Annotated in this window: 14 protein-coding genes; 6 read left to right on the top strand and 8 right to left on the bottom strand. The window is 65.1% G+C overall.

All coding sequences use genetic code 11. The features are described from left to right. Nucleotides 1–76: 76 nt before the first annotated feature. Both CH251_RS07525 and CH251_RS07520 read right to left on the bottom strand, forming a co-directional pair. Nucleotides 77–1,075 carry a GlxA family transcriptional regulator gene (locus tag CH251_RS07525; RefSeq protein WP_094612600.1) on the bottom strand — a complete coding sequence of 333 codons (999 nt, stop codon included), beginning with the start codon at nucleotides 1,073–1,075 and terminating at the stop codon, nucleotides 77–79. Between the two features lie 209 nt (nucleotides 1,076–1,284). Continuing rightward, nucleotides 1,285–1,791 (bottom strand): 2'-5' RNA ligase family protein, encoded by a 507-nt coding sequence (locus CH251_RS07520; RefSeq protein WP_094612599.1) that lies wholly within the window; start codon nucleotides 1,789–1,791, stop codon nucleotides 1,285–1,287. 10 nt (nucleotides 1,792–1,801) lie between these two features. On the opposite strand from CH251_RS07520, the gene CH251_RS07515 reads away from it, so the two are divergent. Beyond that, nucleotides 1,802–2,899 (top strand): isocitrate/isopropylmalate dehydrogenase family protein, encoded by a 1,098-nt coding sequence (locus CH251_RS07515; RefSeq protein WP_094612912.1) that lies wholly within the window; start codon nucleotides 1,802–1,804, stop codon nucleotides 2,897–2,899. Nucleotides 2,900–2,914: 15 nt separating this feature from the next. Here the strand turns inward: CH251_RS07515 and CH251_RS07510 are convergent, their stop codons facing one another. Then, on the bottom strand, nucleotides 2,915–3,742 hold the full coding sequence (locus CH251_RS07510; protein ID WP_094612598.1) for a class I SAM-dependent methyltransferase: 828 nt from the start codon (nucleotides 3,740–3,742) through the stop codon (nucleotides 2,915–2,917). A 214-nt stretch (nucleotides 3,743–3,956) separates the two neighbouring features. Here CH251_RS07510 and rpsA point away from each other — a divergent pair, with 214 nt between their 5' ends. After that, nucleotides 3,957–5,435, top strand: a complete 1,479-nt coding sequence (gene rpsA / locus CH251_RS07505; RefSeq protein WP_027497255.1) for a 30S ribosomal protein S1 — start codon at nucleotides 3,957–3,959, stop codon at nucleotides 5,433–5,435. A 156-nt stretch (nucleotides 5,436–5,591) separates the two neighbouring features. On the opposite strand, the gene CH251_RS07500 is transcribed toward rpsA, so the two are convergent. Next, the gene (locus CH251_RS07500; RefSeq protein WP_032394307.1) at nucleotides 5,592–5,801 is read right to left on the bottom strand and encodes a hypothetical protein; all 210 of its coding nucleotides are present in this window, start codon (nucleotides 5,799–5,801) and stop codon (nucleotides 5,592–5,594) included. A gap of 129 nt (nucleotides 5,802–5,930) precedes the next feature. On the opposite strand from CH251_RS07500, the gene coaE reads away from it, so the two are divergent. Beyond that, nucleotides 5,931–7,148: a dephospho-CoA kinase gene (gene coaE / locus CH251_RS07495; protein ID WP_094612597.1), complete on the top strand. Its 1,218-nt coding sequence runs from the start codon at nucleotides 5,931–5,933 to the stop codon at nucleotides 7,146–7,148. A 16-nt stretch (nucleotides 7,149–7,164) separates the two neighbouring features. Here coaE and CH251_RS07490 read toward each other — a convergent pair whose 3' ends face one another. Next, a complete protein-coding gene (locus CH251_RS07490; protein WP_094612596.1) occupies nucleotides 7,165–7,710 on the bottom strand; it encodes a DUF402 domain-containing protein in 546 nt (181 codons plus the stop codon). Between the two features lie 77 nt (nucleotides 7,711–7,787). On the opposite strand from CH251_RS07490, the gene uvrB reads away from it, so the two are divergent. Both uvrB and CH251_RS07480 read left to right on the top strand, forming a co-directional pair. After that, nucleotides 7,788–9,950, top strand: a complete 2,163-nt coding sequence (gene uvrB, locus CH251_RS07485) for an excinuclease ABC subunit UvrB (protein ID WP_094612595.1) — start codon at nucleotides 7,788–7,790, stop codon at nucleotides 9,948–9,950. Between the two features lie 129 nt (nucleotides 9,951–10,079). Continuing rightward, entirely contained in the window at nucleotides 10,080–10,943 is an 864-nt protein-coding gene (locus CH251_RS07480) for a hypothetical protein (RefSeq protein ID WP_094612594.1), read from the top strand. A 6-nt stretch (nucleotides 10,944–10,949) separates the two neighbouring features. Here CH251_RS07480 and CH251_RS07475 read toward each other — a convergent pair whose 3' ends face one another. Together CH251_RS07475 and CH251_RS07470 are read right to left on the bottom strand one after the other, a co-directional pair. Beyond that, on the bottom strand, nucleotides 10,950–11,807 hold the full coding sequence (locus CH251_RS07475) for an ABC transporter permease (protein ID WP_094612593.1): 858 nt from the start codon (nucleotides 11,805–11,807) through the stop codon (nucleotides 10,950–10,952). Next, on the bottom strand, nucleotides 11,804–14,659 hold the full coding sequence (locus tag CH251_RS07470) for an alpha/beta fold hydrolase (protein ID WP_094612592.1): 2,856 nt from the start codon (nucleotides 14,657–14,659) through the stop codon (nucleotides 11,804–11,806). Before CH251_RS07470 ends, CH251_RS07475 begins: the two co-directional genes overlap by 4 nt. A 182-nt stretch (nucleotides 14,660–14,841) precedes the next feature. Here CH251_RS07470 and CH251_RS07465 point away from each other — a divergent pair, with 182 nt between their 5' ends. Continuing rightward, nucleotides 14,842–15,294 carry a universal stress protein gene (locus tag CH251_RS07465; RefSeq protein WP_032378962.1) on the top strand — a complete coding sequence of 151 codons (453 nt, stop codon included), beginning with the start codon at nucleotides 14,842–14,844 and terminating at the stop codon, nucleotides 15,292–15,294. A 68-nt stretch (nucleotides 15,295–15,362) separates the two neighbouring features. On the opposite strand, the gene CH251_RS07460 is transcribed toward CH251_RS07465, so the two are convergent. Further along, entirely contained in the window at nucleotides 15,363–17,684 is a 2,322-nt protein-coding gene (locus tag CH251_RS07460; RefSeq protein WP_094612591.1) for an ATP-binding domain-containing protein, read from the bottom strand. Nucleotides 17,685–17,746: the final 62 nt, after the last annotated feature.

The raw sequence follows: 17,746 nt of genomic DNA, 5'->3' as shown, positions 1-17,746 counted from the left end.
TTCGATTGATTGCGCTTCTGGTGTGACTCAACGCAGGTACTCGCCGGAATCATCCCGGCTGTGTGCGGCCCCCTGCTCAGGCGGGCTGGGGTGCGGCACGGAACGTGCGGCGATACGAATTGGGCGTGGTGCATCGCAATCGCACGAAATGCTGCCTCAGGGCCGCGGCGTTTCCGAAGCCGACCACCTCGGCGATCGAATCCATCGGCAGATCCGAGTTCTCCAGCAGCTGCTGCGCTGCCAGTACTCGTTGGTCGTTGAGCCAACGTGCAGGCGTCGTTCCGGTCTCGGCCGCGAACTTGCGGGCGAAGGTGCGCGCCGACATGTTCACCCGCGCCGCCAATCGACCGATGGTGAGCTCGGAGTCGAGATTCTCGGTCATCCAGTCCAGCAGCGGAGCCAGTGTCTCGGTGCGAGTGGCGGGCAGGGGACTGGTGACGAATTGAGCCTGGCCGCCGTCACGATGCGGAGGAACGACCATCCGGCGGGCGATCCCGTTGGCCACGACGCTGCCCTGGTACTTGCGCACGATGTGCAGGCACAGGTCGATGCCGGCTGCCGTGCCAGCGCTGGTCAGTACGTTTCCGTCGTCGACGTAGAGGACGTTCGGATCGACCTGCGCGAGTGGGTATTTCGCGGCCAGCAGTGCGGAATGCCGCCAATGCGTCGTACAGGGGCGGCCGTCGAGCAGTCCGGCCTTGCCCAGGACGAACGCGCCGTTGCACAGGCTGGCGACCATGGCACCCCTGTCGACGGCTGCGCGAAGTTTGGCCAGTAATGGCTCGATGGACGAGTTGTATCCGACTCCGCAGACATACGTCCCGTCCTCGGCGGCTTCGGTGCCGCCGGCCGGAATGATGATCAGATCGGCGCTGTCGAGGCTGTCGAGATCGTGTGGCACGTCGATGGTGTAGCCGACGCGGGTGCGGATCGGTTCGGGTACACCTGCGATCAGGGAGAAGTCGTAGGTGGGGAGGCCCTCGTCCGAGCGATCGAATCCGAATACTTCGCAGGCAACGCCCAGCTCGAACTGTTCTGTCAACGGCATCAGCGCGACGACCACTCGTTTCAGCATGCCCAGAAGTATGGCAGAAAATCGTCGATATATGGCGTTACTGCCACTCGTGCACGCTTCCCGCGGGTTGGAAGCTAGCGGCATGACAATTGTATTGGTAGTTGTGCTGTTGTTCCTGGCCCTCGACGCCCTCGTGATCGCAGGCTTCGCTCCCGATACCCACGCGGAGGTGACTCAATTCGGCGACTTCCGGTTCTAGGGTGCCCAGGTCAGCCGATCCGCCATTCGCGCTTGGCCTCGCCGTCCCATCGGCGCAGCGCAACTGCAGATCCGACCAGATCGTCGACGTCCACCGAGAGCAGGCGCACCGCTGCTCCTGCCTCCTCGGGCGTCAACCGTCGGGCCACCGTCACGTGCGGCGTCCATCGGCCGGGTTCGAGGTGATCGAGCGAACGTTCGCCCACGGCCTCGTACAGCCGGGCGTGCAGATCGAGCAACTCGCTCGATGGAACCACCAGTCTCGCCAGGGTGATCGATCGACCACCGAACACCACGAGCCCACCGAGACGCACATCGAACGGATCGAAGCGGACCGCATCACCGTCGTCCACCGCGTCCGGCATCGACGACGCCACCGCGACGGTGACGTGCGGGCGGTTCGACTCACCGCGGTGCCGGTTCTGGCTCGGGAGGCCGGCGTCGGACAGTGCCGCCCACTCGCGGCGAACCGCTGCGTCGAGGCCGGAGTCGAGGAGAAGTTCTGCGGACTGCACCATGGAGGCCATGATGTCGCAGACGGACGGTCACAATGCAACGGCACTACGGATCGGGGCCATGACCGGCGACGGGATCGGCCACGAGATCGTGCCCGCGACGATCCGGGTGGTCGACGCGGCCCTCGCGGCCGCCGGTGGACCGGCTGTCGACTGGGTGCACCTGCCGCTGGGGCTCGGTGCCGTCGACGAGCACGGGACGCCCATACCCGATTCCACGCTCGCGAAGTTGGGCGAGCTCGAAAGCTGGATTCTCGGACCGCACGACAGCGCCTCGTATCCGGAGCCGTTCCGATCGCAGCTGACTCCGGGCGGACGGATTCGCAAGAACTTCGATCTGTTCGCCAACATCCGGCCGGCGAAGGCACTGCCCGGCGTACGAGCGGTATCGCCGCGAATGGATCTGGTGGTCGTGCGGGAGAACACCGAGGGGTTCTATGCCGATCGCAACATGTTCGTCGGCAGCGGGGAGTTCATGCCCACCCCCGATGTGGCTCTGGCGGTCGGAGTGTTCACCCGCGCGGCCTGCGAACGCATTGCTCACGAAGCGTTCTCGTTGGCCGAGCGACGCAATCGAAAGCTGACGATCGTGCACAAGACCAACGTGCTGTCGATGACGACGGGACTGTTCCGCGATGCGTGCCGCGCAGTGGGAGAACAGTTTCCGCACGTCGAGGTCACCGAGGAACACGTCGATGCCCTTGCAGCACACCTGGTTCGACGGGGCGAGGAGTACGACGTCATCGTGGCCGAGAACATGTTCGGCGATATTCTGTCGGATCTGACGGGTGAGCTGTCCGGGTCGCTGGGCACCGCGCCGTCGATCAACTCCTCGGAAACGCAGGCGATGGCCCAGGCCTCGCACGGATCGGCACCGGACATCGCAGGCAAGAACCGTGCCAATCCGACGGCGCTCTTCCTGTCGGCCGCGATGCTGCTCGAGTGGCTCGCCCCACGGCATCGGGACGAACGGTTGGCCGCGGCCGCGGGCAGGATCCGACACGCAGTCGACGCCACGGTCGAATCCGGGGTCGCGACAGCAGACCTCGGCGGGCAGGCCTCGACCAGTGCATTCACGGAGGCCGTCGAAGCCCGGGTGCATCGGCGCTGATCGCGGCACTCTCGGTCAGAGGGGCTTGCGGCTGCTGAAGATCGCGGTGCCGGGAAAGAGTTGCCCGCGCAGTGGGCTCCACTGACCCCACTCACGGTCGAGCCACTCCGGCCAGTCCGGTTCGACGATGTCGCGAACCTCGAGGCCGGCGGCGACCAGCTCGCGCACGCGATCACCGATCGTGCGGTGATGCTCCACGTAATTGGGGGTCCCGTCGGCGTCGTACTCGACGTAGGGGGTCCGGTCGAAGTACGGAATCGTCGCGGTCAGACCGCCCACCCCGGGGTCGTCGGGGAACACCCAGCGCATCGGATGATTGACGGCGAACACCCAGATCCCGCCCGGCCGCAGTACCCGCGCCACTTCCTTCATCACATTGGCGGAGTCCGCGACGAACGGCACCGCACCGAATGCCGAGCAGACGATGTCGAACCGCTCGTCGGCGAACGGCAAGGACTCGGCACTGGCCTGCACCAGCGGAACCGTCGACCCGCCCGCGGCCATGGCATCGACGCCGCGCTGCAACATGCCCATCGAGATGTCGAGACCGATCGCGCGCGCACCCTGGGTCCCGAGCCAGCGGGCGCACGGTGCGCTGCCGCAGCCCACCTCGAGGACGTCCTTGCCCACGACGTCGCCCAGCAGATGCACGTCGCCCTCGTGCAGCCCCTCCGGGCACCAGACGAACTCCCCGGATTCGGTCGTCACTCCCAGAAACGCGCCGTGCGTACGGTGGTAGCTCTCGGCGTCGGAATCCCACCAGAGGCGACTCGCGCGGTCGCTCGCGACCGAATCGATTCGGCCGCGGCCGGGAGTGGACGACGGTGTGGAAAGATCGGTCACACGCCGACTCTAACCGGGTTTGTGCTGGTACTGCGGCATCGCGTACCCTGTTCAACGCGAGTGTGTTCATGCTGCGCCCAGGCCGGGTCCGCCCGGCGTCGACGCATGCGGACCCGGCAACGGTTCCGCGGAATGTGCTCGTGTTGCACACGTTTCACAAGTCCGACCGAACATCCATCAACCGATACCCAACCCGTCCGGAGCAACTCAACACATGCCCTCAACCACAACCTCACCGCAGGTAGCCGTCAACGATATCGGCTCCGCAGAGGATTTTCTCGCCGCCATCGACGCCACGATCAAGTACTTCAACGATGGTGACATCGTCGAGGGCACCATCGTCAAGGTCGATCGTGACGAGGTTCTACTCGACATCGGTTACAAGACCGAAGGCGTCATTCCTTCCCGCGAGCTCTCCATCAAGCACGACGTCGACCCCAACGAGGTCGTCTCCGTGGGAGATGAGATCGAAGCACTCGTCCTCACCAAGGAGGACAAGGAAGGCCGTTTGATCCTGTCCAAGAAGCGAGCTCAGTACGAGCGCGCTTGGGGCACGATCGAGGAGCTCAAGGAGAAGGACGAGGCCGTCAAGGGCACCGTCATCGAGGTCGTCAAGGGTGGACTCATCCTCGACATCGGTCTCCGTGGCTTCCTTCCCGCCTCGCTCGTCGAGATGCGTCGCGTCCGCGACCTCCAGCCGTACGTCGGCAAGGAGATCGAGGCCAAGATCATCGAGCTCGACAAGAACCGCAACAACGTGGTCCTGTCGCGCCGCGCATGGCTCGAGCAGACCCAGTCCGAGGTCCGCAGCGAGTTCCTGCACCAGCTCCAGAAGGGCCAGGTCCGCAAGGGCGTCGTGTCCTCCATCGTCAACTTCGGTGCCTTCGTGGACCTGGGTGGCGTCGACGGACTCGTGCACGTCTCCGAGCTGTCCTGGAAGCACATCGATCACCCGTCCGAGGTTGTCGAGGTCGGCACCGAGGTCACCGTCGAGGTTCTCGACGTCGACTTGGACCGCGAGCGTGTTTCCCTGTCGCTCAAGGCAACTCAGGAAGATCCGTGGCGCCAGTTCGCTCGCACCCATGCGATCGGCCAGATCGTGCCCGGCAAGGTCACCAAGCTGGTTCCCTTCGGTGCATTCGTGCGCGTCGAAGAGGGCATCGAGGGCCTCGTGCACATCTCCGAGCTGGCCGAGCGCCACGTGGAGGTTCCGGACCAGGTCGTGGGTGTCGGCGACGACGCACTCGTCAAGGTCATCGACATCGATCTCGAGCGTCGCCGGATTTCGTTGAGCCTCAAGCAGGCCAACGAGGACTACGCAGAAGAGTTCGATCCGTCCAAGTACGGCATGGCCGACTCGTACGACGAGGGTGGCAACTACATCTTCCCCGAGGGCTTCGACTCCGAGACCAACGAATGGCTCGAAGGTTACGAGAAGCAGCGTGAAGAGTGGGAAGGCCGCTACGCCGAGGCAGAGCGTCGCCACAAGATGCACACCGCTCAGATGGAGAAGACGGCCAAGGACGAAGCTGCCGAAGCCGCCAACACCAACTACTCCTCCGAGTCGGGTCAGGCTCCCGCCGATGCAGAAGGCGACGCTCCCGCAGCGTCGGCTCCGGCCTCGACCGGTGGATCGCTGGCCAGCGATGCGCAGCTCGCTGCACTTCGCGAGAAGCTGTCGGGCAACGCCTGATAGATGTGGTCCGCCCGTGAGGGTGTGACACCGAGCCCCGGTTCTCTCCACGAGAACCGGGGCTTTCTCGTTCGAATCAGGTGAGTAGGAACCCTGCGGACACGACAATGGACCCGGTTCGGATGAACCGGGCCCATGGTGGAGGGGGAGTGCGAACTACGCGGCGGTGGCTGGACTCCACTGGCCGACGCTCTCCGTGCGCTTGCGCATGGTGGCGAAGCTGTGGCGGGCGGGGGTCAGGAGGTTGGTGAACCAGTTGCGCCGATGGTCGGCCAACGCCGAGGCTACTTCCGGGATGAGAATGCAATGAACGCCTGCATCCATGCCAAGGCGGTGCCGACCCGGTTGGATCTGATTGCTTCGCATGGGTGTCCTTTTCAATAGCGGTGGGTCGGCACATCGAGGTCGCGCTCGTCGAAGATAACCGACCGAACTCCGAAAGCGGTGCATTTGAGGCTGGTGTGCTTCGGCGTGTTCGAGTGTCAGACTGGGTGCATGCTGAGACTGGGACTGACCGGTGGAATAGGTGCCGGAAAATCGACCGTTGCGAAGGTGCTGACCGAACTCGGGGGAGTGCTCGTCGACTCCGATCTACTGGCCCGTGAAGTCGTGGAGCCGGGAACACCTGGGCTGCAACAATTGACCGATACCTTCGGAGCCGACATTCTTGCACCCGATGGCTCGCTCGACCGTCCGGCCTTGGCGGCCAAGGCATTCGGCGACGAGGAATCCCGCAAGAAGCTCAACGCCATCGTTCATCCGTTGGTCGGTGCGCGCACCGCCGAGATCATCGACGGAGCAGCGCCGGATGCCGTTGTGGTGCAAGACATTCCACTGCTCGTCGAGGGATCGATGGGCCCGTTCTTTCACCTCGTGGTCATCGTGTGGGTCGACGCCGAGGAACGGGTGCGTCGTCTCACGGGACAGCGGGGCATGCCCGAGGCCGACGCCCGCGCGCGGATCGCAGCGCAGGCGACCGATGATGCGCGCCGAGCCGCGGCCGACGTGTGGATCGACAACACCGGTGCGCCGGGCAGCGTCGACGACGATGTCCGAGCCCTGTGGAACGACCGACTGATTCCCTTCGAGCGCAACATCAGGGAGGGGATCATCGCGCGTGTTCATCCGGAACAGGTGACGGCCGACCCCTCGTGGGAATTGCAGGCCCGACGCATCATCTCGCGCCTGGCCCTTGCCTGCGCCGACAAAGCAGTCCGAATCGACCACGTCGGCTCTACCGCAGTGCCCGGCCTCGACGCCAAGGACGTCATCGACATCCAGATCACCGTGCGAGGGCTCGACGACGCCGATGCCGTCGCCGAACAGTTGCGCGTGGCTGGGTTCCCTCGGCGAGAGTCCAGCAATTTCGACCATCCGAAGCCCGCATACGGAATCGGCGGCGAAGCCGATCCGGCCGTGTGGTCCAAGCGTTTTCACGGCAGCGCGGACCCCGGTCGGCCGGCGAACGTGCACATTCGCGTGGACGGCTGGCCGAATCAGACGTTCGCCCTGCTGTTTCGTGACTGGCTGCGGGCGGACGACAGCATCACCACCGAATATTCCGGAATCAAGCGACGCGCCTCCGAGGCCGCTGCCGGAATCACCGACTTCGAATCGGCGATCGAGGCATACGAGAACGCGAAGGCCCCGTGGTTCGATGTGGCATACCGTCGGGCATGGCAGTGGGCGGAGGAGACGAACTGGACTGCGTGAATCGGTTCGGGCTCGATCAGGACGGTTTGCCGTTCCACTCGGTCGGCATGCCGACGGACGCGAGCCACGCGTTCAGGTCGTAGTCGTGCCGCGTCAGTCCTTCGATGGCCGTGATGGATCTGGCCAGCGCGAGCTCGGCCGTGGGGGTGTCGAGGTGTTGCGCCACCCGAGCGTCGAACAACTCGTCGACGTCCAGCAGGTCGTAATCGCGGCCGGTACGGACACTGAGGTCGAGATAGTGGTCGACGGATGTCCATCGGGTGGTGCCGGCGGTGTACTCGCCGATGTCGACGTAGTAGTCCTGATCGCGGGCGTGCGCAGGGAGGTAGTGGAACACCGAGGCCCGCAGCCCCAGAGCAGGCAGCAACCAGGACTCCAGGTAGTCGAAATGGGCGTGATCGGACGGGCGGGCCATGTACAGCCCCCACGGCTCGACGCGGTATTCGTCGACGACACGGACGAACCCCTTGGGATCCACGTTCGTCTTGGCGACGAGGTCGAACGTCTCGTGCTTGGGGGCATGAACGACGGTGTGCGCACCGGCTGACGTGTGAGCGACCATGCCTGTAGAAGCTACCGGGAACCGGTGTGTGGGTCTCTCCGACGGAACTTGTCGGTGGTCGCGTCTACGCTTGTGAAATGGCGTTTGCATCCGAACATCCCGTTGTCGCGCACTCCGAACACCGTCCGGTGGGCGCAATCGAGCGCACCGGACCGGCGTTCGAGGTCGTCAGCGAACACGTACCGGCGGGCGATCAGCCGACCGCCATCGCCGAGCTCGAACGCCGGATCAAGGCGGACGAGAAGGACGTCGTCCTGCTCGGTGCCACCGGTACCGGTAAATCGGCCACCACCGCCTGGCTCATCGAGAAGCTGCAGCGACCAACCCTGGTGATGGCACCGAACAAGACGCTGGCGGCGCAGTTGGCGAACGAGCTGCGAGACATGTTGCCCAACAATGCAGTCGAGTACTTCGTCTCGTACTACGACTACTACCAGCCCGAGGCGTACATAGCGCAGACCGATACCTACATCGAGAAGGACTCGTCCATCAACGACGATGTCGAACGTCTGCGGCACTCGGCGACGGCATCGCTGCTCTCGCGCCGCGATGTGGTCGTGGTGGCGTCGGTGTCGTGCATCTACGGTCTCGGTACCCCGCAGTCGTACGTCGATCGGTCGATCGAGCTGGAGGTCAACGTCGAAGTGCAGCGTGACGCGCTGCTCCGGCTGCTGGTGGACGTGCAGTACACCCGCAACGACATGGCCTTCACCCGCGGATCGTTCCGGGTTCGCGGTGACACCGTCGAGATCATTCCGTCCTACGAGGAACTGGCCATTCGCATCGAGTTCTTCGGCGACGAGATCGAAGCGCTGTACTACCTGCATCCGCTCACCGGCGACATCGTTCGGCAGGTGGATTCGGTGCGCATCTTCCCGGCCACGCACTACGTTGCCGGTCCGGAGCGAATGGAACGAGCCGTCAAGGACATCGAAGCCGAACTCGAGGGTCGGCTCGCCGAGCTGGAGGGCAAAGGAAAACTGCTCGAGGCTCAGCGGCTTCGGATGCGGACGCAATACGACCTGGAGATGATCAAGCAGGTCGGATTCTGCTCGGGTATCGAGAACTACTCGCGGCACATCGACGGTCGTGGTGCAGGCACCGCGCCCGCCACGCTGATCGACTATTTCCCCGAGGACTTTCTGCTCGTCATCGACGAGTCTCACGTGACGGTGCCGCAGATCGGAGCCATGTACGAGGGCGACATGTCGCGCAAGCGCAACCTCGTCGACTTCGGGTTCCGCTTGCCGTCCGCAACCGACAACCGACCGTTGACGTGGGAGGAGTTCACCCAGCGAATCGGTCAGACGGTCTACCTTTCGGCAACTCCGGGCAAGTACGAGCTGGGCCAGACCGGGGGAGAGTTCGTCGAGCAGGTGATCCGTCCCACCGGACTCGTCGACCCCAAGGTCGTCATCAAACCGACCAAGGGCCAGATCGACGACCTGGTTCATCAGATCCGGGAACGCGCGGAGAAGGACGAGCGCGTGCTGGTCACCACGCTGACCAAGAAGATGTCGGAGGATCTCACCGACTACCTGCTCGAACTCGGCATTCGTGTCCGCTACCTGCACTCGGACATCGACACGCTGCGCCGCGTCGAACTGCTCCGGCAGCTGCGGCTGGGCGAGTACGACGTGCTGGTGGGCATCAACCTGCTCCGTGAGGGTCTCGACCTGCCCGAAGTCTCGTTGGTGGCGATTCTCGACGCCGACAAGGAAGGTTTCCTCCGCAGCGGTACCAGCCTCATCCAGACCATCGGCCGTGCTGCGCGAAACGTCTCCGGCGAGGTCCACATGTACGCCGACAAGATGACCGATTCGATGACCTACGCGATCGAGGAAACCGAGCGTCGGCGCGAGAAGCAGATCGCGTACAACAAGGAGCGAGGCGTCGATCCGCAGCCGCTGCGCAAGAAGATCGCCGACATCCTCGACCAGGTGTATCAGGAGGCCGAGGACACCGATTCCGTCGTCGAGGTCGGTGGGTCCGGTCGCAACGCCAGCCGGGGTCGACGCGCGCAGGGCGAGGCGGGTAGGTCGGTCAGCACCGGGGTGTACGAGGGCCAGGACGTGTCGTCGATGCCGCGTGCCGAGCTGGCCGATCTGATCAAGAACATGACCGATCAGATGATGAACGCGGCACGCGAGCTCAAGTTCGAGCTCGCCGGCCGACTGCGCGACGAGATCCAGGATCTGAAGAAGGAACTGCGCGGGATGGATGCGGCCGGGCTCAAATAGGTCGGGTGGTAGACGCCGCGAGTGGAGCCTGCGGAATGCGCTGGAAGGTTCAGTGGAGCCTGCGGAATGAGCTGGAAGGTTCAGTGGAGCCTGCGGAATGAGCCGAAATGGTTCGGATACGGTTCAGTGATGGACGCCACCACCGCCGGCCGCACGTCTCGTGCGCTCGAGCTGATTCACTCGATGACCTATTTCCTTCCGGAGACGCAGGATGCTCTGGTCGCCGCCGGGTTGCCTCCCCGGGCGTGTTATTTCGCGGGCCGAGCAGCGCCTCTGGGGCGCGTCGGAGCAGGGGTCGTCACCGCCACGTTCTACAACTTCAACCGAGAATTGGTGGCGCCGCTGATCCCGGCAGCCTGGGACATCGCGTCACCCGACGAGATCATGGCCATCCGCTATACCACTCTCGATGCCGCTTTCGCCCGGCTGCTCGGCCCTGAGGTTCTCGAATCCGCAGACATGGCCGAGGCCGCAGACCTGGCGTCGATCGCAGCCCGTGGAATTCCCGGTGACGACGGTCGACCCCTGTACGCCGCGTATGCCGAGCTCGACTGGCCCACAGCTCCGCATCTCGTGCTGTGGCACGCCCTGACCCTGATTCGCGAGTACCGCGGCGACGGTCACATCGCGGCGCTGCAGACGGCGGGCCTGAGCGGTCTCGAAGCGCTGATCACCCATACCGCCACCGGATACGGCTTCCAGAAGGAGTTCGCCCGCAAGCGTCGCGGCTGGTCGACAGAGCAGTGGGACGGGGCGGTCGCGTCTCTGGCCGACCGAGAGCTGCTCTCGTCCGACGGTGCGCTGACGCAGGACGGTAAGGATCTCCGCACGTTGGTCGAGGACATCACCAACGACCTCGCCGTCTCGCCGTGGGCCGCCCTCGGTGAGGACGGTGCCGCTCGGCTGGTCTCGCTCGCGACGCCGTGGCGCGAGTCGATCGTCGGTCAGGGCGTCATTCCCGAGGGTGTCTTCGGGCCTGCGATCAAGAAGTAGGTCGCCTCAGCTGGTGATGTCCTTGGTGCCGAACCGTCGCCACGCGATCAACCCGAACAGTGCCGCGTACGTGATGGCCGAGAACGAACCGACCACCATGTCGTTCCAATCGATGCTCGTGCCGAACGCGTCGATCCACGAATTGGCGTAGTGCCCGGGCAGGTAGTTCCGAAGTGATCCCAGCGCCGTGATCTGATCGAGAATCTGCATCAGAATCGACGTCATCACCGCGCCGCCGACGGCCCCGAGAGGGGCGTCGGTGAGCACCGACAGCAGCATCGCCAGTCCGGCGACCCACAGCAGGTTGATGCCGATGTACGCGACTGCGATCAGCAGCCGCACCAGCGAGGTGCCGTAGGGCAGTCCCTCACCCAGCGGCGTGATGAGCGACTCCGCCCCGTACATCACGGTGCCGATCAACAGGGACACCCCGACGAGCACCAGGATCGCAGCACTGGACAGCGTCGCCGACACCAGTGCCTTCTGCGTCAGCAGTCGACTCCGGGGCACGGGAATGGCCAGCAGATATCGCAGACTCGACCACGACGCTTCGCTTGCCACCGAGTCGCCGAAGAACAGGGCCACCACCACGATCAGCAGAAATCCCACCGACATGAACAGCGCGAAGACCGTGAAGTTCATGCCTCCGCGAGTGCCGAGCTCGATGAGCCCATCGGCGTCGGAGTCCGCATTCGAGCTGCCGACGGTGAAGGCGATGGCCAGGATCACCGGAAGCAGGGCCAGGAAGCCGATGGCCAGCTGGGTGCGGCGACGTCCCAGTTGCCTGCGCAACTCGGTACGGAACGGCAAGGTGCTGCCACCGGTGTACCCGGCAGCGCGCCCGTCGGCGTGTGTGGTGCTCATGAGCGATCCTTGCTGGTGTCGGACCCTGGGTTGTCTCGGTGGACGAGGTCGAGGAACACGTCTTCCAGGCGCGTCGACTGCGAGAATCCGCGCACCGATACCCCTGCGGTGACGAGCTCTCTGATCACGACGGCGGCATCTGCGTCGGTCAGATCGACGGTCACCGTGCCGTCGTCGACGATCACTGCACCGTCGTGGCCGGAGGCACCCAGCACCGACGAAGCGCGGGTGGCGTCGTCGACCCTGATCTCCGTTTGTCCGCCGGCCGCGGTCAGTTCGCGGACAGTGCCGGAACTGATCACCGATCCGCGATTCATGACGACCACGTGGGTGCAGGTCTGCTCCACTTCGGCAAGCAGATGGCTCGACACCAACACGGTTCGACCGGTCTTCGCGTAATTGATCAGCACATCGCGCATCGTCCTGATCTGGGGTGGGTCGAGACCGTTGGTCGGTTCGTCGAGGACCATCAGGTCCGGCAGCCCCAGCATGGCCTGGGCTATCGCGAGCCGCTGCCGCATGCCCTGGCTGTACGACTTGACCTTGCGTTCGATCGCGGTGCCGAGGTCGGCGATCTCGAGGGCTTCCTCGAGGTGAGCGTCCTCGATCGGGCGACCGGTCGCTTCCCAGTACAGCCGCAGATTCTGCGTTCCGGTCAGGTGCGGCAGGAAGCCGGATCCCTCGACGAACGAGCCCAACCGGGACAGCACCGGGGCTCCGGGCGTCACCTTGTGGCCGAAGACTCGAATGTCGCCGCCGGTGGGCGTGATCAGGCCCATCAGCATGCGCAGGGTGGTGGTTTTCCCTGCGCCGTTCGGCCCGAGGAGACCCAGAACCTGGCCCTGCTTCACCTCGAAGCTGACGCCGTCGACGGCGCGGAAGCCGTTGGAGTACGTCTTGGCGAGATCGGTGATCACCAGGGGAGTGTCGATCAGGTTCTCGTCCACTTCGGCGACTGCGCGACGTCGGGTTCGCACGACTCCGGCGACGATCGCACCGGCGACCGCGAGCAGGACGACTCCGATGCCGATCAGCGGAGCCACCGGAACGGTGCTGTTGGCACTCGCTTCGGCGGGCACGGTGGGCAACGCGATGGTGTTGTCGGTCATGGCCACGCTGAACTGCGCCGGTTCGAGCGGAACGGCGTAGGCCTGATCGGTGGTGGAGATGCTCAGTTCGAGGCGGTGACCCTGCTGCACGGTGTAGCTGATGCCGGGAAGCGCAACGGTGACGTCGACGGGGTCGATGCCCTCGGTATCGGGCAGTCGGATCGCCGAGACAGCACCGCCAGGAAGGGTTCTCGTGCCGTTAGGTGCTACGTCGTAGAGCTTCGCGAACAGAACGGCTTGACCCGGTGCGGCCAGCGACGCCACGCGTAGGTTCACCCGCGGCGCACCGGTGATCGTCACGGACGAATCGACGGGATCGCTGGTGAACGTGGCCGACTGGCCCGGTAGGTCCGCGGTCAGGGCGGCTCCGGCCCCGGTCGATCCCAGAGTCGAGAGCACCGAGCCCAAACCGGGTACCGACGAGATCGCCGACGGGGACGCTCCGGGCGGACGAATGATCGACTGGTTCTCCGCGGCGGGAGTGAACGTCACCGATTCGGTCTGCGTGGGATCGGTTGTGGGGGTCAGCCCTGGGTATGCAGGAGCCGTCATTCGGCGGTCGCGATCGCCGCCGCGCTCGTCGGCTGCTCGCTGAGTGGAGTAGACGAACGGCTCGGCGTCGGTGCCGGTGGGTGCGTCGGTGTCACGCAGCGTCGTGTCGAAGAAGTCGGCGATGGCTCGGTCGCTCGTGCCGTCCGTTCCGCCTGCGTCGTGGCCGCCGTCGAACCATCGCACGGTGACGTTCCCGCCGGCCGCGGCGATCTGACGCGCCGTCGCGTCGGCCTGATCCAGGCCGAACAGTGTGTCCTGGGTGCCTTGAACCAGCAGGGTCGGTGCGGTGATGTTCGACGCCACCGCGACCGGCGAGTGGGCGGTCAGCAGATCGAGCAGTTGTTGGCTGGGGATTCCGGTCACCGCGGATTGGGTGTAAGCGTCGCAGAATTCGGGTGCGAATCTTCCGCAGGCCGAGGTGCCCTCGTCGGTGCTGGAATCGGTGCCGGCGTCGCCGTTTTCGCCGGCCGGTGCACTCGCTGCGCCCACTCCGAAGAACACTCCGGCCCAGCCGCGCTTGAGTACGCCGGGTCCGCCGTACTCGGCAGCTGCGGGAGTGGCGGTGTCGCCGAGGGTTTCTCGGCCTTCGGCAGAGGTGACGCCGTAGTTGGGGAACAGTGCCTGACCCAGGTCGTTCCAGGTGATCGCTGCGGCTATCGAATCGATTCGGGGGTCGGTGCCGCCTGCGCTCAGTGCCAGCGCGCCGCCGTACGATCCGCCGGCGACTCCGACGTGCGGGTCGCCGGGAGCGTCGAGTTGCACCTCCGGTTGTTCGGCGAGCCAGTCGATGAGTCCGCGCGCGTCGGCAACTTCGCGATCGGGGTCGTTGAGCGAGATCGAACCCGTGCTGTCGCCGAACCCGCGTGCGCTGTAGGCGAGCACGGTGTATCCGCGTGCAGCGAGGTCACGTGCCTCACCGTCGACCGAGTCCTTGCTGCCACCGAAGCCGTGGGCGAGCAGCACCGTCGGCGCGGGGGTGACAGCAGGTACGTAGAGACGAGTGTCGATGTCGACGGTGCCCGTCGACCCGGGGCTGTCCGGTAGCGTGATGCGCGCATCACGCGTGGATGTGTCGGCGCTCGAATCCTGGGGGAGGAAGACGAATGCGAGGGCGGCTACCGCCAGAACCGCAGTCACGGCGGCACCGACAGTCATGGCCCGTCTCGACAGTGGCGGGCGGGGAATCGGCATGGAAACCAATGTATGTGAGTGGCGCGGATCGTGTTGTTCCCCAAGTTCACGTGCCGATCGGCCGGTTCCGGCTAATGTCAGCGAATCAGTCCCCGGACCACGTCTTTCGGTCCTGTGACTTGCACCAATCGAGTTCGACCAGAAGTGTCACATCTGTGTGTGACCGACAAATGGAGGAATGAATGAGCGCCTACCGCACCGTCGTCGTCGGGACCGATGGCTCCGAATCGTCACTGCGGGCAGTGGAGAAGGCCGCGGCTCTCGCGGGAGACGCCGATGCCACCTTGGTGATCGCCTGCGCGTACTACCCTGCCGATCCGAAGGACACGTCCGCTGCAGCCGACGCATTGCGCGAGGACGCCTACCAGATCACCGGATCGGCACCGACGCGTGAGATTCTGCGCACGGCGCGCGAGCACGCCACCAAGGCCGGTGCGAAGAACATCGAGGAGAAGGCGATCGTCGGTGCTCCCGTCGAGTCGCTGCTGGCCCTCGTGGACGAGGTGAAGGGCGACCTGCTCGTCGTCGGCAACCGCGGCTTGAACTCGTTGACGGGTCGCCTGTTGGGATCGGTCCCGTCGGACGCCGCTCGAAAGTCCACCTGCGATGTTCTGATCGTGCACACCGTCCGCTGATCTCAGCTCGCACACCAACGGCCCGCTCCCTCGAATCGACGGAGCGGGCCGTTGCTGTGTGCGGTTCTCTACGCTTCCGGCTCGAAGGGCTGCAGCGCCGAGAGTTCACCCGGTAGTGCGTCCACGTGCACCACACCGAGTCGCTGCGTGGCTCGGGTGAGAGCAACGTACAGATCGTTCATGCCCTTGACCGAAGCGGCCACGATGGCACCGGGTTCGACGATCAGCACCGAGTCGAACTCGAGTCCCTTGGCATCCTTGACCGTCGATACGGTGACCAGTTCCGATGCCAGATGGCGGAATCGGTCGACGTGGCCTGCGGGCACCAGGACCGCGCTCAGGCCCGGTCGCGGGTGATCGGCCACTCGCTTCTCCACCGCGGTGACCAGATCGGCCGCTGCCACCCTTTGAGCCCACGGTTGTACTCCGGTGCTGCGGATGGACCGCGGCTCGGACTGCTCGGGATCGATGGCAGCCAACACATCGTGTGCCACGGCCATGATCTCGGACGGTGTTCGGTAGTTCACCGTCAGTTCGGTTCGCTTCCAGCGCTTGGCCACATACGGTTCGAGAACCGAACCCCACGACGAGGTTCCGGCGGGATCGCCGGTCTGCGCCGTATCGCCCACCAGCGTCATCCACCGATTCGGTATGCGCCGCATCACCATTCGCCACGCCATCGCAGAGAGCTCCTGCGCCTCGTCGACGATCACGTGCCCGTAGGTCCACGTTCGGTCACCGGCGGCCCGTTCGGCCGTCGTGAGTCGCTGACCCGAATTCTGCCGTCGCGCAAGCTGATCGGCATCGATGAGGTCGTAGGCCATCAGGATCTCCGGATCCAGTTCGTCCTCGAGGTCCTGAGGTGCCGAACCGGTCAGGATGTCCAGGGCACCCTGGGCGTCGGCGATCTGACTGCGCCATTGACGTTGTGCCTGTTCACGCTCGGCTGCGTCGTCGACGCCGAGCAGTTCGGCGAGCTCGTCGAGCAGGGGAGCGTCGGCCGACGAGAAGCCGTTGCCCCGACGGACGAGTGCCTCACGCTCCGCCTCATCGAGCGCAGGCGCGGCCGACGCGATCTTCTCGGGAGATGCGTAGAGGTCGCGGAGAACCTGCTGGGGAGACAGATCCGGCCACAGTTCGTCCACGGCGGCCATGACGTCCTGATCCTCGCGCATCTCGTCGCGCATGTCCGCGATGTCGTCGGCGCTGAGCAGGCTGGACCCGTCGACGAGATTCTGCCCGAGTTTCGCTGCCAGCTGGTTGGCCAACTGGTCGATGACCGAGGACACGAACAGCGGCCGAGCCAGGTTGTGCGGTCGCCGGGACGAGCGAGCGCGACCACGAGCCCTGGTGACGATCTTGCGATCGAGCGTGATGTCGTAGGTGTCGAACTTCAGTCGACGGGGCTGCGCGGGGACTTCCTGACGGTCGCGTACCGCCTGGGTCAGCACCTCGACCATCGACAGTCTGCCCTTGACCTCGGTGGCCAGGGCCGAATCTTCCCGTTGCGCACGAACTCCCGGGTAGAGGTCACCGATCGTGGACAGCAGGACGCCCGTCTCGCCGAGTGACGGCAGCACCTGCCCGATGTAGTCGAGGAACGTGGCGTTGGGTCCGATGATCAGCACACCGCTCTTACCGAGCTGTTGGCGGTAGGTGTAGAGCAGGTAGGCGGCCCGGTGCAGCGCGACGGCCGTCTTGCCGGTGCCCGGTCCGCCCTGAACCACCAACACACTGCGATGCTGCGATCGGATGATCGCGTCCTGCTCGCTCTGGATCGTCTCGACGATGTCGTTCATCTGACCGGTACGTGCGGCATCGAGTGCCGAGAGCAGCGCGCCTTCGCTCGCGACGCCGCCTGCCACAGCGGCATCGCTCGACGATCGGGCAGAGTTCAGGTCGAGGAATTCGTCGGCGATCGACGTCACTCGACGACCACGGGTGCGAATGTGCCTGCGCCGCAACACGTTTTCGGGTGCGGCGGGAGTCGCCAGGTAGAACGGCCGGGCCATCGGTGCTCGCCAGTCCAACAGCAGCGTCTCGTAGTCGTTCTTGTCGTCGAGAATTCCCACGCGGCCGATGTAACGCTCGGGCCGGTCGTCGACCTTGGGGTCGAGGGACTCGGGATCGAGGTCGATGCGTCCGAAGCACAGACCGTTCTCGGCGGCGTCGTACTTGGCGATGTCCTCGGTGTACATCTGGTTGAACGATTCGCGTTCGCTACGGGCCTGCGGGGTGCCGCCGGTCTCGAGCAGCACTGCGCGCAATCTGTTCGCGGCGTATTCGCGCAACGCGTCGAGCTGCGTGTACAGCCGCGTCAGATGCGCCTGTTCGAAGTCTTCTTCGAGCGGCACGACGGAGTCGCTCGATGTGTGGCCGTCGTCCGGCAAAGGGTCTCCTCGGGAGTTCGGCCGAGGCGAAGATATCGCCTCGAAATCAGCCAGAGCAGTCT

Source organism: Rhodococcus sp. 06-462-5 (assembly GCF_002258315.1).
In the GTDB taxonomy this organism is placed as follows: Bacteria; Actinomycetota; Actinomycetes; order Mycobacteriales; family Mycobacteriaceae; genus Rhodococcoides.
This window is presented reverse-complemented; position numbering and strand designations above follow the sequence as displayed.

What these genes read in the sequence shown, in the direction of transcription:
- CH251_RS07525 (WP_094612600.1), bottom strand. Translation starts at nt 1,075, where the DNA reads ATGCTGAAACGAGTGGTCGTCGCGCTGATGCCGTTGACAGAACAGTTC.
- CH251_RS07520 (WP_094612599.1), bottom strand. Translation starts at nt 1,791, where the DNA reads ATGGTGCAGTCCGCAGAACTTCTCCTCGACTCCGGCCTCGACGCAGCG.
- CH251_RS07515 (WP_094612912.1), top strand. Translation starts at nt 1,802, where the DNA reads ATGTCGCAGACGGACGGTCACAATGCAACGGCACTACGGATCGGGGCC.
- rpsA (WP_027497255.1), top strand. Translation starts at nt 3,957, where the DNA reads ATGCCCTCAACCACAACCTCACCGCAGGTAGCCGTCAACGATATCGGC.
- CH251_RS07500 (WP_032394307.1), bottom strand. Translation starts at nt 5,801, where the DNA reads ATGCGAAGCAATCAGATCCAACCGGGTCGGCACCGCCTTGGCATGGAT.
- coaE (WP_094612597.1), top strand. Translation starts at nt 5,931, where the DNA reads ATGCTGAGACTGGGACTGACCGGTGGAATAGGTGCCGGAAAATCGACC.
- CH251_RS07490 (WP_094612596.1), bottom strand. Translation starts at nt 7,710, where the DNA reads ATGGTCGCTCACACGTCAGCCGGTGCGCACACCGTCGTTCATGCCCCC.
- uvrB (WP_094612595.1), top strand. Translation starts at nt 7,788, where the DNA reads ATGGCGTTTGCATCCGAACATCCCGTTGTCGCGCACTCCGAACACCGT.
- CH251_RS07480 (WP_094612594.1), top strand. Translation starts at nt 10,080, where the DNA reads ATGGACGCCACCACCGCCGGCCGCACGTCTCGTGCGCTCGAGCTGATT.
- CH251_RS07475 (WP_094612593.1), bottom strand. Translation starts at nt 11,807, where the DNA reads ATGAGCACCACACACGCCGACGGGCGCGCTGCCGGGTACACCGGTGGC.
- CH251_RS07470 (WP_094612592.1), bottom strand. Translation starts at nt 14,659, where the DNA reads ATGCCGATTCCCCGCCCGCCACTGTCGAGACGGGCCATGACTGTCGGT.
- CH251_RS07465 (WP_032378962.1), top strand. Translation starts at nt 14,842, where the DNA reads ATGAGCGCCTACCGCACCGTCGTCGTCGGGACCGATGGCTCCGAATCG.